This window comes from Caproicibacterium sp. XB2 (genome assembly GCF_044880635.1).
In the GTDB taxonomy this organism is placed as follows: Bacteria; Bacillota; Clostridia; order Oscillospirales; family Acutalibacteraceae; genus Caproicibacterium; species Caproicibacterium lactatifermentans.
In genome coordinates this window covers 1,882,347-1,894,766 of the sequence record NZ_CP173227.1, presented here as the reverse complement: position 1 = coordinate 1,894,766, position 12,420 = coordinate 1,882,347, and the positions used below count along the sequence as shown (strand labels likewise).

Annotated in this window: 12 protein-coding genes; 10 read left to right on the top strand and 2 right to left on the bottom strand. The window is 48.5% G+C overall.

Annotation, left to right across the window (positions count from 1 at the left end; translation table 11 throughout):
• Positions 1 to 124: 124 nt before the first annotated feature.
• From ACIHKT_RS09460 to ACIHKT_RS09425, 8 genes are all read left to right on the top strand, one after another.
• The gene (locus tag ACIHKT_RS09460; RefSeq protein WP_174193566.1) at positions 125 to 568 is read left to right on the top strand and encodes a DUF4830 domain-containing protein; all 444 of its coding nucleotides are present in this window, start codon (positions 125 to 127) and stop codon (positions 566 to 568) included.
• Positions 569 to 617: 49 nt separating this feature from the next.
• Positions 618 to 1,358 carry a pseudouridine synthase gene (locus ACIHKT_RS09455; protein WP_086036681.1) on the top strand — a complete coding sequence of 247 codons (741 nt, stop codon included), beginning with the start codon at positions 618 to 620 and terminating at the stop codon, positions 1,356 to 1,358.
• Positions 1,359 to 1,547: 189 nt separating this feature from the next.
• Positions 1,548 to 2,660: an ABC transporter ATP-binding protein gene (locus tag ACIHKT_RS09450; protein WP_086036680.1), complete on the top strand. Its 1,113-nt coding sequence runs from the start codon at positions 1,548 to 1,550 to the stop codon at positions 2,658 to 2,660.
• A gap of 271 nt (positions 2,661 to 2,931) precedes the next feature.
• Positions 2,932 to 4,017 (top strand): CdaR family transcriptional regulator, encoded by a 1,086-nt coding sequence (locus ACIHKT_RS09445; protein ID WP_174193565.1) that lies wholly within the window; start codon positions 2,932 to 2,934, stop codon positions 4,015 to 4,017.
• A 258-nt stretch (positions 4,018 to 4,275) separates the two neighbouring features.
• Positions 4,276 to 4,959 carry a cell division ATP-binding protein FtsE gene (gene ftsE, locus ACIHKT_RS09440; RefSeq protein ID WP_086036678.1) on the top strand — a complete coding sequence of 228 codons (684 nt, stop codon included), beginning with the start codon at positions 4,276 to 4,278 and terminating at the stop codon, positions 4,957 to 4,959.
• Positions 4,956 to 5,864 carry a permease-like cell division protein FtsX gene (gene ftsX, locus ACIHKT_RS09435; protein ID WP_086036677.1) on the top strand — a complete coding sequence of 303 codons (909 nt, stop codon included), beginning with the start codon at positions 4,956 to 4,958 and terminating at the stop codon, positions 5,862 to 5,864. The genes ftsE and ftsX overlap by 4 nt, the downstream gene beginning before the upstream one ends.
• Positions 5,854 to 7,209 carry a murein hydrolase activator EnvC gene (locus tag ACIHKT_RS09430; RefSeq protein WP_086036676.1) on the top strand — a complete coding sequence of 452 codons (1,356 nt, stop codon included), beginning with the start codon at positions 5,854 to 5,856 and terminating at the stop codon, positions 7,207 to 7,209. The genes ftsX and ACIHKT_RS09430 overlap by 11 nt, the downstream gene beginning before the upstream one ends.
• A 108-nt stretch (positions 7,210 to 7,317) precedes the next feature.
• A complete protein-coding gene (locus ACIHKT_RS09425) occupies positions 7,318 to 8,079 on the top strand; it encodes an arginase family protein (protein WP_086036675.1) in 762 nt (253 codons plus the stop codon).
• A gap of 45 nt (positions 8,080 to 8,124) precedes the next feature.
• Here the strand turns inward: ACIHKT_RS09425 and ACIHKT_RS09420 are convergent, their stop codons facing one another.
• Together ACIHKT_RS09420 and ACIHKT_RS09415 are read right to left on the bottom strand one after the other, a co-directional pair.
• Positions 8,125 to 8,562 carry a divergent PAP2 family protein gene (locus ACIHKT_RS09420; protein ID WP_086036674.1) on the bottom strand — a complete coding sequence of 146 codons (438 nt, stop codon included), beginning with the start codon at positions 8,560 to 8,562 and terminating at the stop codon, positions 8,125 to 8,127.
• 557 nt (positions 8,563 to 9,119) lie between these two features.
• Complete coding sequence (locus ACIHKT_RS09415) at positions 9,120 to 9,893, bottom strand: SDR family NAD(P)-dependent oxidoreductase (protein WP_404352420.1); 774 nt, start codon at positions 9,891 to 9,893, stop codon at positions 9,120 to 9,122.
• 201 nt (positions 9,894 to 10,094) lie between these two features.
• Here ACIHKT_RS09415 and rlmD point away from each other — a divergent pair, with 201 nt between their 5' ends.
• Positions 10,095 to 11,243 (top strand): 23S rRNA (uracil(1939)-C(5))-methyltransferase RlmD, encoded by a 1,149-nt coding sequence (rlmD, locus tag ACIHKT_RS09410; RefSeq protein WP_404352418.1) that lies wholly within the window; start codon positions 10,095 to 10,097, stop codon positions 11,241 to 11,243.
• Positions 11,244 to 11,845: 602 nt separating this feature from the next.
• Positions 11,846 to 12,394 carry an HNH endonuclease gene (locus tag ACIHKT_RS09405; protein WP_404352416.1) on the top strand — a complete coding sequence of 183 codons (549 nt, stop codon included), beginning with the start codon at positions 11,846 to 11,848 and terminating at the stop codon, positions 12,392 to 12,394.
• The last annotated feature ends 26 nt before the right edge of the window (positions 12,395 to 12,420 follow it).

Genomic DNA, 12,420 nt, shown 5'->3' with positions numbered 1-12,420 from the left:
CTTCCTCCTTAATATGCCTGTCCATATTTTTGGGCGAATCTTTATTTCTGCGGCAAAGTTCTATCTTTCTCACTGCTGTCATACCGTATAATAAATGATTATGAACGGACGGGAGGGCATGACAGTGACTATTTCATTTCACGGGAAAAAGCGAAAACTGATGTTCCTGGCGGCTGTCGTGCTGGCAGCGGTCGTCGTCTTTTTTGTCTGCACAGCGCACGCGTCTGGCGGCATTCCCGGTGCGGAGAACGAGGACCGCATTCGTTTTCTGCATCAGTGCGGCTGGCAGGTGGAGGAGGAACCGTTGTCGGTACGGGAAGTCACGATTCCGAAGACCTTTTCCAAGGTATATCAACAGTACAATGCACTGAACCAGCAGGCGGGCTTTGACCTGACAAAGTCAGCAGGAAAGGTCTGCCAACAGTATGTGTATCATGTGACCAATTATGCAGGAAATCCAGATGTGCGGGCAACGCTGCTGGTCTGCCAGAAAAGAATTATCGGGGGGGACCTGTCTACCGCCGCACTGGATGGTTTTATGAAGCCGCTGCGCAAAACGGGCAGTTGAGTTCTGCAGTGATTTTCGGTATAATGCAGGGTAGGAGGGGAAATATCCAATGGCACAAATGCGTTTGGACAAACTGCTGTCCCTGCAGCTGAAAATCAGCCGAAAACAGGCCGCTGCGCTGGTACGCGGCGGCACTGTGCGGGCAGGAGAACGGATTCTGCGGGACCCGGCGGAGCATATGGAGCCGGCAGAAGTTACGGTCAGCGGCAGGGCGCTGAGGTATCAGCCGTTTTATTACCTGCTGATGAATAAGCCGACCGGTGTGCTGACCGCTGCGCGGGACCGCCGGCAGCCCGTAGTAATGGACTTGGTGCCGAAGGACCTATACCGGCGCGGCCTGCAGCCGGTCGGCCGGCTGGACAAGGACACCAGCGGTTTGCTGCTGCTGACCGATGACGGCGCACTGGCACACCGGCTGCTGTCCCCGCAGCATCATGTTTGGAAGACCTATCAGGCACGGCTCAGCTGTCCACCGCGTTCCGGCGCAGCAGAGCGTTTTGCCGAAGGGGTGGTCCTGCCGGAATTCACCTGTCTGCCGGCGGAACTTCGCCTGCTGGAAGGCGGCAGCTGCCCGCTGTATGAGGTCCGCGTACGGGAAGGAAAGTTCCACCAGGTACGGCGAATGTTTGCGGCACAGGGCAGTACTGTGACGGCGCTGTGCCGGACAGGCTTCGGCCCGCTTGTGCTGCCGGACGAGCTGCGGCCGAGTGACTGCCGCGCACTGACACCGGCGGAGGAAACTGCCCTGCGACAGGATAAGATGGACAATTTGCCCAAAAATGATGGCTAGAATTTGATAAACAGCATTGACAATATGGATGAAATTAAGGCCTCATTTTTGGCTTTTAGAAGAATTCCATAAACTGAGCAGAAGAACTTTGGATAAAACAGGGCTGTACACATTTTGCGTTATTTGCTATGATTAAAACAACCGATTTGTGCAAAAGAAAATTGAACCAAATTACAGGAGGCACATAATATGGCAAGCGTATCCCTGAAACATGTTTACAAAATTTATGACGGCGGCGTACAGGCCGTCAGCGACTTCAACCTTGAAATCGCGGATAAAGAATTTATTATTCTGGTCGGTCCTTCCGGCTGCGGCAAATCCACCACACTGCGGATGATTGCCGGTTTGGAAGACATTTCAAAGGGTGAGCTGTATATCGGCGATACCCTGGCAAACGATGTTGCGCCGAAAGACCGCGATATCGCCATGGTGTTCCAGAACTACGCCCTGTATCCGCATATGACCGTGTTTGATAATATGGCATTTGGCCTGAAGCTGCGCAAGGTCCCGAAGGACGAAATTAAGGCCCGCGTGGAAGAGGCCGCCCGTATTTTGGACATTGCCCATCTGCTGGACCGCAAGCCAAAGGCGCTGTCCGGCGGCCAGCGCCAGCGTGTTGCGCTGGGACGTGCCATTGTGCGTAACCCGAAGGTCTTCCTGCTGGACGAACCGCTGTCCAACTTGGACGCAAAGCTGCGTGCACAGATGCGTACAGAAATTAGCAAGCTGCACAAGCGCTTGGGTACAACCTTCATTTATGTTACGCATGACCAGACCGAAGCTATGACCATGGGCGACCGCATTGTTGTTATGAAGGACGGCATCATTCAGCAGGTAGATACCCCGCAGAACCTGTATGACTTCCCGGTCAATGGATTTGTGGCAGGCTTCATGGGCAGTCCGCAGATGAACTTTATCGATGCAAAAGTCAGCAAGGGTGCAAAGGGCTATGCGGTCAATTTTGGGCAGTACACACTGGCGCTGCCGGCGGACAAGGCAAAGCCGGAAATGATGGACCCTTATGTCGGCAAGGATATTGTTTTTGGTATTCGCCCCGAGCATATGCATGATGAACCGGAGTTCCTGCAGGAACACCCGCAGTACATTGCGGATGCACAGGTGGAAGTAACCGAAATGATGGGCGCAGAAACTTACCTGTACCTTGTCTGTGACGGCAACGACATGACCGCCCGTGTAGAGCCAACCTCTACGGCACAGTCCGGCGACCATATCAAGATTGCCTTTGATATGACGAAGTGCCACCTGTTTGATAAGGATTCTGAGATTACGATTCTGAACTAAAAACGCAGTGATACAGCGTAAAAAGGAACCACACTGTGTGCGGTTCCTTTTTTCTTTGCCAATTATCTGTAGGAAATAAATAAAAGTTGTGAACTTTTTTATGAAATAGTTGAAAAGCATTTAAAAAGTATGTAAAATAAATAAAGGCGCTTTTATATGAAGAGCCAGCTTTTGTGAAATCATCTATTGCATTTTTTCAGCAGCTTGTTCTTTTGCTGAACAGTGCGCTTATATATTGCTTATATATTTAGAAAAAGCGAGGGGTTCTTTTATGTCAAACAGATTATTTCAGGGCGTTATTCATCAGATGAGAGATGCGATAGACCGCACGATTGGCGTGATAGACGAAACATCGGTCATTATTGCTTGCAGTGAACTGGGACGCATCGGGGAAGTGAACGAAAGCGTTACACCGGAACTGATGATGTCACAGGAACCTTTTGTAGTCAACGGGTATACCTATAAATCTTTCGGCTGCCTGCCGCGTCCGGAGTACGCCGTGTTTGTGCTGGGCACAGACCCGGAAGCCGCCCGCTATGCTTCCCTGCTGGCGGTTTCACTTTCCAGCATTAAACAGTTTTATGATGAAAAGTATGACCGCAGCAACTTTGTGAAAAATGTCATTTTGGACAATATTCTGCCCGGTGATATTTACCTGAAGGCACGGGAACTGCACTTCGACAATGATGTCAGCCGGGTATGTATGCTGATTAAGGTTACCAATAAGACCGATATTGCTGCCTACGATGTCATTCAGAACTTGTTCCCAGACAAAAATAAGGACTTTGTTATCAATATCAATGAAACCGATATTGCACTGGTCAAGGAAATTAAGCCGGGCATCGACAGCAAGGACCTTGAAAAGCTGGCGAGCTCCATTGTGGATACCCTTTCCAGTGAATTCTACACGCACTGTGTTGTGGGCATCGGCACACCGGTGGAGGGTATTAAGGACTTGGCACGCTCCTTTAAGGAAGCACAGGTTGCACTGGAAGTCGGCAAGGTCTTTGATACCGAACGCAGCATTGTCCGGTATGACAATTTGGGAATAGCCCGTTTGATTTATCAGCTGCCGACCACACTGTGCGAAATGTTCCTGAAAGAAGTGTTCAAAAAAGGCAGCATCGACAGCCTGGACCACGAAACACTGTTTACAATCCAGCGCTTCTTTGAAAACAACCTGAATGTTTCCGAAACCAGCCGCAAGCTCTTTGTGCACCGCAACACGTTGGTGTACCGTCTGGAAAAGATTAAGAAAATCACAGGACTGGACCTGCGCCAGTTTGAGGACGCCATTGTCTTTAAGGTAGCACTCATGGTGAAAAAGTATCTGGATTCCAACCCTGTAAAGTTCTGAAAGTGAAAAATAAAAACAGGCAGCGGTTCCTGCACAGGCGGGGCGGTTGCCTGTTTTTGTCTGATTGCCTGTATCCTTTTTCCAGGTGAGGAAGGCAGGAAAGAGTGAAGCGTTTTTCCTGTACATCTGTTTACAATTTGATTACAGTATTTTTCCGTATAGGAATTATAAGAGTAAGAAGTGTGTTAGTATGATTACATACGCGGTAAATAAAAACTGTGCGTATAAATCAAATGTTTTATGATTGGAGCGATCTGCTTGATCGAGTTGAGTCATGTCAATAAGACCTACCCGAACGGCACCCGCGCCCTGTATGACGTGAGCCTGAACGTGGACAAAGGCGAGTTCGTCTTTATCGTGGGGGCCTCCGGTGCGGGGAAAAGTACGTTGCTCAAACTGATTACCTGTGAAGAAAGGCCAGACTGCGGCAATCTTACTGTAAACGGCCATGACCTGATGCATATAAAGCGCAAAGAGGTTCCTTATCTGCGGCGCACACTGGGAATGGTGTTTCAGGACTTCCGTCTGATTTCTAAGATGACAGTTTTTGAGAACGTGGCGTTTGCCATGCATATTGTCGGCGCCAGCCGGCGGGAAATAAAAAAACGTGTACCGTACATATTGGGCCTAGTGGATCTGCAGGGGAAGGCAAAATGCTATCCGGCGGAGCTATCCGGCGGTGAACAGCAGCGTGTTGGTTTGGCGCGTGCACTGGTCAATAATCCAGATATGATTATTGCGGACGAACCTACCGGCAATATTGACCCTGCTCTGTCGTTTGAGATTGTGGATCTTTTAAGTGAGATTAACCTGCGCGGGACCACTGTGCTGATGGTTACACATGAGCACAGCCTAGTGAAACAGTTTCACAGGCGCATTGTCGAGATTCAGGAAGGCCGCATAGTGGCAGATAGCAAAGAACTGGAGGCCGCTGCGCAATGAAAAATTTTAGGTATCTTTTTAAAGAGGGCATTAAAAATATCTGGACTAACCGCACCATGTCACTGGCAAGTATCGCTGTGCTGATGAGTTGCCTTTTGATGACTGGTGCAGCTGTCCTTTTCAGCTGGAACATCAAAAGTGCCATGGGTATGGTGGAAGGAAACAATTCCATTAAAGTATACATCAAACAGGAGGTCCCTTCGCTGAAGGCACTGCAGATAGGTGACCAAATTCGCAAGATGGACAACATTTCCTCCTGTGACTTCATCTCCAAAGATGACGGCATGAAAGATATGCGCAAAATGGTTGGTGAGCAGAACGCTGGTCTGTTGGATGGCCTGGAGGGTGACAACAACTGGCTGCCGAACTCCTTCCGTATTTCTATGAAGGACCTTTCTAAATATAAGGACACGGCGGCAAAAATAACAGCAATCGACGGTGTTGACAAGATTTACGATTATCAGCAGTTGGCGGATAAACTGACACACATTGACCGAATTGTTGCCAATGTCGGTGCGATTATTGTCATTGCACTTAGTTTGGTTTCGCTGTTCATCATTGCCAATACCATTCATGTAGCCATGTATTCCCACAGGCTGGAAATCAGCATTATGAAATCGGTGGGTGCCACCAACGGGTTTATCCGAGTGCCATACCTAGTGGAAGGCATGGTCACTGGTTTGGCGGCGGGCGCCATTGCTGCCGGTCTGCTGAACCTTTTGTACTATAAAATCATCAGTTCCATTGGTATCCGCGCCGTTTTCAATGTTATCAATCTGAACAGTGTTATGGTGCCGGTACTGATTGTGTTTATGCTGGCGGGCGCTGTATTCGGCGCGGCCGGCGGCATTATTTCCATAGAGCGCTATCTCAAGAAAGAAGGAGGTTCTATCGTTGGCTGGTAAGAATAAGAGAACGAAAAGAATCCTGGGCGGCATTGTTTCCCTATGCTTGTCCGCTGCACTGGTGCTTTCTCCGGCAGTGGTAACCGTGTATGCTGCGGATGATATCGATACTCTGAAGCAGAAACAGGCGGCATACGCACAACAGAAGCAGGCTAATGATACTAAGCTGAGTCAGCTGCGTCAGGATAAGAGCAAAAAAGAAGAGTACAAACAGACGCTGCAGGTCCAGATAACAACACTGCAGAACCAAATTGATACATATAATACACAAATTTCCGAACTGGATAACAATATTCTGCAGGCACAGAATGAAATTGCAGACAAGCAAACCAGCATTACAGCAGACACCAAAAAGCTGAAAAATCGGCTGTGTGCCCTGTATATGTCCGGCGGCGCGAGCAACCTGGAGATTCTGCTTTCTGCCAGCAGTGTCGCGGACCTTTCCGATAAGGCAGAGGCCCTGCAGATGGTCACGTCGCATGATACGGCACTCATTGATACGCTGAAGTCCGAAATGGCCGCAGTGAGCAAGCAGAAGAAACAGATTGAAAAGAACCGTGAGGAAGTTGCCAATGCCAAGACAGCCCTTGATGAAAAACAGAGCGAACTTTCCAGTTTGGTAAGTGAGGCACAGAGCGTTATTAACGGGATGTCTTCACAGGAAAGCAGCCTGCAGGCCGCCAGTGATGCACTGGCCAAAGAAGAGGGCGCTGCCAGTGCGGCGGTGGATCAGTGGTATGCGGCTTATCAGGCAAGCCAGAAGAAAAAGCAGATAGAAGCAGCACAGGAAAAAGCTGCTCAGCAGAAGGCCGTGGTCCAGAAGTCCAGCGAAAGCAATGCTTCTTCCACAAAGAAGAGCCGTTCTGAAAAGAGCAGCGATAATAGCAGTGATGACACAAATTCCTATTCTTCACATTCACAGGACAGTGGCGCCAGCGCTTCCGGCAGTGGCTCCATGACATGGCCAGTGCCTAGCTGCACATCGATTACGTCTCCGTTCGGTCACCGCAGCAGCCCGGGTGGTATCGGCAGCACCTACCACAAAGGCGTAGACATCAGCGGCGGCGGCATTTACGGCGCACCGATTGTTGCGGCCGACAGCGGCACGATTGTACAGGCAGGCGACAACGGCTGGGGCTATGGCAATTTGGTTATCATTGACCATGGCAACGGCATTATGACCTACTATGGCCATATGAGCAGCGTAGCTGTCGGTTCCGGTCAGACAGTGGCTAAAGGGCAGGTTATCGGCTATGTTGGCAGCACCGGCCACAGCACCGGACCGCACTGTCACTTTGAGGTGCGTGTAAACGGCACAGCTGTTGACCCGATGGGATATGTGTAAATAGAAAAAGGGCTGAAAAAGTCCGTACAGAAGCAGTCAGTCAGCGGAAAAATCCGCGGCTGGCTGCTTTTTGAATGACCGGAAAACAAGAGGAAGGAAGAACAACAGATGCAGCCGAAGATTGTCATTCTCAATTTTACCGATATTTACAGGCAGGAAACATTTTACAAAGATGTCCGTTTTGCGTTAGTGGATTGTCACGACATTCCGGGTACCAACTGTTACTGTACCCCACAGGCTGCCGATGAGATTCGCCGAAGGATACGGGATTTTCCCGCCGCAGGCATTCATTTTTTGGATTCCGGAGACTACCATTATGTTACGGGCTTCTGGCTGGAAAAAATCCAGCAGCCTTTTCATTTGCTGCTGTTCGACTACCACAGCGATATGCAGCCGCCGAAATTTCCCGGTCTGCTTTCCTGTGGCGGTTGGGTACGGGACGTGATGGACCGCAGTCCCTTTCTGCAGAAGATTTGCATTGTGGGTCCGGACCAGTCCGCTTTCGCGTCTGTTGAGGAACCGTACCGCAGCCGCTTGCTGGCAGTAAGCCTGCAGGCACTGCAGGAAAAAGAAACATGGGCGCAGCTGGAACAGCTAAAGGGTGGTATACCAATCTATATTTCCATTGATAAAGATGTACTGAATACCTATTTTGCCTGCACAGACTGGAGTCAGGGGAAGATGTCCTTGGCAGTGCTGGAACGTCTGCTGCGGCTGTTTGAGCGCGGCAGTCCAGTGCTGGGAATCGACATCTGCGGGGAATGCAAAAAGGATATGCTACCCTTCCTGCTGCAGCAGGGGGAACAGGTTAACAGCCGCACCAATTTAGAACTGCTGCGCTTTTTGCTGCGCGGCAGTCAGAGAAAATAAAAAGGGTCTCTGCAAAACAAATGCTTTGCAGAGACCTTCGTTTGTTTAATTAGGAAGCGGCAGGAATACTTTGAATATCAATAGAGAAATCAAAATACCTAAAAGACCGCCGCACGTTACTTCCAGTGGGCGGTGGCCCAGCCGTGTTTCCAGCGGCGGAGTGTTTTTTTCCGGTTCCACTCTGGCTTCCAATCGGTTCAGTGTGGCTGCGTGCAGCCCGGACTGCCAGCGGATACCCAGTGCATCGTAAATAACAACAGCGGCTAGTGCTACGCCCAGCGCAAACGCAACAGAGTCAAAGCCACAGACCATGCCACAGCCAAAGGCAGTGGAACAGACAAAGGCGGAGTGGGAGCTGGGCATACCGCCTGTTCCAATCCAGTCGTGCAGGGTTAGTTCCTGGTGGCGAACCAGACAGACTGCCACCTTAATCAGCTGCGCTGCCAGCCATGCCAGCACTGCAGATACAATAATCCAGTTCATAAATCCTCCTGATAAAGCAGCTGCCTTTTCGGAATGCCGCGGCAAGCGCTGCCTTGTGGGTAAACATACCTCTCTTTTTACATTTCCAACAGGTGTAACTCTTTTATTATACCTTTCTGTACCAGCAAAGTAAAGAATAGAAGTTCATAAAAACGGCCAGTTTTGGTCAGCTGTTTTTGCCGCCGCGCAGCGGAGCAGAAAAGGATAAAAATGAAACAATCATTTACACGTGTTTCATAAATTGTCTATATTACAGGAAATAACGCGAAAAATGTACAAAAAAGAAATTCTATAAAAAAATATTTCAAAAGGGCTTGATTTTTTAAAAAGGGGTGTTAAGATATAGCCAACAAAGAAAGACAGGGGTGAGTCCAATGGCACAGGAAAGCGCAGAAGCGCAGAATCCAGTTTGCGAAAGGACCGATGCCTATTTGAGTGGTTTGTTTTCTTCCGATTTTGAATAGATGATTTTCATTTTTCTGTTTTAACGGAATATATTTCTCCTGTTAAAAGCGTCTGCGGGCCTTATGGTCTGCGGACGCTTTTGTGTTCTGCGTCTAGATACGGCGAAGCAGTTCCCAAATGGCAATCATGACACAATGCGGAATGAATTTTGCGGTAAGGCGGTGAACAAAGCTGACTGGGCTTGGGGTAGATACTGCAAGGTCCAGCTGACTGTCCCACAGGGCCAGCTTCACCACACTGTGGGCATGACTTGCCAGCGGAAAATGACGCACGGCCTTTGCGTCTTTGGTTTTCCGGGCAGTGGGAATGAATTCAGTATCCTTTACCCAGTACGGACATACCGCAGTTGTATGAATGCCGCGGGGAAACAGCTCCCAGCGCAGGGCGCGACTGTAGCGCAGAAGAAAAGCTTTGCTGGCCGCATAAACACCCAGCCCGGGCAGCGGCTGAAAACCGGCGGTCGAGCAGATTTCCAGAATGCGTGCTCCCTTCCGCATATAGGGAAGGGCAAGCATGGTCATGTCTACTGCCGCACGGCAGTTCAAGTCAATCATGCCGTCACAGTCACAGCGGGAAATGTCCGCATAACTGCCCATTTTTCCGAACCCAGCTGCATTGACCAGAATGCGGATGTCCGGTTTTTCCCGTTGTAAAAGCGCTTGCAGCTGCTGAAGGCTTTTCTGATGGGTAAGGTCCAGTGCGACGGGCCGCACCTGTACAGATGAAATTTCCGCTGCCAACTGCTGCAGGCGGGTTTCCCGGCGGGCAATCACCCAGATTTCATCTAATGGTTCAGTTTCGCTGATTTGGCGGACAAATTCGCGCCCCAGACCGCTGGAGGCACCGGTCACAATGGCAATCTGCATAGGACCTCCTTGCTGGCAAAGCTGTACCGCCCTGCCGTTTTGTATTTTTTTCCTGTTTATAGTATAACGCATTCCATAGTCCCGAAACAAGGGAATTATAAAACTGCTGTTGAGGCAGGCTTGTTTCTATTTGTTTTTTGTTTTACAATGGATTCATCCTTACGAAAATAATAAAGAATGTTAAGAATCAGGTGTATCAAATTGGAAAATAAACAGTGCCCACTGTACCGTAAATGCGGCGGCTGTCAGCTGCAGAACATGGACTATGCCCGGCAGCTGGAATGGAAACAGAACCGTACACGGAAACTGCTGGGAAAGTTCGGGAAGATTGAGCCTATTTTAGGCATGAAAAATCCCTACTACTACCGGAATAAAGTGCAGGCGGCTTTTGCACAGGACCGCCGCGGCAATATCGTTTCCGGCGTGTATCAATCCAGTACGCATCGGGTGGTGCCGGTGAAGTCCTGCCTGACAGAGGATCAAACCGCGGATAAGATTATGGCAACGGTTCGTCAGCTGTTGAAAAGCTTTAAGCTGCACCCCTATGATGAGCGTACGGAACGCGGTTTTCTGCGCCATGTATTGGTTAAGCGCGGTTTTCAAAGCGGACAGGTTATGGTTGTATTGGTTGCCAGCAATTCCATTTTTCCGGCCAAAAAGTTTACGGCGGCGCTCTGCCAAAAGCACCCGGAAATTACAACAGTTCTGCTGAATATCAATCGTCACCATACCAGCATGGTGTTGGGGGAACAGGAAAAGGTCCTGTATGGACCGGGGTATATTGAAGATACGCTGTGTGGCTGCCGATTTCGCATTTCTGCAAAGAGTTTTTACCAGATTAACCCTGTCCAGTGTGAAGTTCTGTACAGCAAGGCCATGGAGTATGCGCAACTGACGGGAAAAGAAAGCGTTATCGATGCCTATTGTGGGATTGGCACCATCGGCATGGTAGCTGCGAAAAAGGCCGGCCAGGTACTGGGCATTGAGCTGAACCGCGATGCCGTGCGGGATGCGGCGGCAAATGCCCGGCAGAATGGACTGCACAACATTCACTTTGTGTGTGCGGACGCAACGGATTATCTGACCGAGATGACAGAGGAGGGCATTCGCCCCGATGTTGTCTTTATGGATCCGCCCCGTGCCGGCAGTACCGAGCGTTTTTTGCTTTCTCTTTCGGAGCTGGCGCCGCAGCGAGTGGTTTATATTTCCTGTAATCCGGAAACGCAGGCGCGTGACCTGCAGTATCTTTGTGAACTCGGTTATGCGGTACAAAAAATACAGCCGGTCGATATGTTCCCGCATACCAATCATGTGGAGTGCGTAGCATTGATGTCAAGGGTAAAAAAGTAGCGGCTGAAAAGCCTTGAAATAGCGCCTTTTTTCGGCATGGATGAATTTTTTTGAGAAATGGTAAATAGACTGCGGAAACATATCCAAAGGCGGAATTTTGGGAAATGTTCAAGGGTTGGGTTGTCGCGATAGATGCCGTGTTTTCAGTGTTTGGGATAGATGTCAGGGTGTCAGAAGTGTTCAGGATAGATGTCAAAATTGTGTCAAGTTGGACAGTATGATATTTTGTTGTCTGGTTAATGTGTCAGCATGGTAGGAAAGAAATTTGTTATAAGCAGAAAGAAGTTGCGAAAATGATTGATATTTACCGTAATTCAGCCGATTGAATGGAAAGAAATTCTTCAATTACCGCAGATTATAAACGACCCAAATATATTGTTGGCCTTAGAAAAGTGGTACTTTGCTCCATACTATACAGCATCATGTAAGTCTTTGGGAAAACAGTACGGACAAGACTTTAGATTTTTCAGTGTTCAAAATATGCGTCTTGGCAAAATTGCAGTAAATCATATCAAACGGTTTCGTCTTATTGGAGAAAATGGAAAGGAGACATATTGGCCTGTTGCATGGATTGAAATGGCAAAAAAAATGGAGCATATATCATGCAATTGCGTCCCGAACTTGTTGAAGCGATAAGAGCACTAAACTTGTTTGAAACGGACGTTGATGCTGTCATCAATAAACACCTGCAAAACCTTGATATGGAACATGAAACTTTTGATTTCTCTTATGAGAAACATGAAAAGCCGACACTTTCAGTAAGGACTCTTAAAACTTTTTCCCGCAGTGTGAAAGCAGCCAAGAACGCATTATGCCATGCAGAATGGAAATGCGAATTTAATGCTTCCCATCAAACCTTTCCAAGACGAATTGATGAATTTCCCTATTTGGAAACACATCATCTTATCCCTCTAAAATATGCAAATAAATTTAATGTATCCATTGATGTACCTGAAAATATCGTATGTCTTTGCAGTACATGCCATAATCGCATTCACTATGGACAAAATAACAAGGAAATCATCGAGTGTTTGTGGAACTTACGGAAAGACAATTTTAATAAACTGAGAATTAATATTGGACTATCTCAGCTTTTAATTTTTTTACGCTATATAATAAAAAACCGTATTGTAAAGTTAAATGAAAGTTGAGGACTCGTCAGCCCTTCTGGTACAAT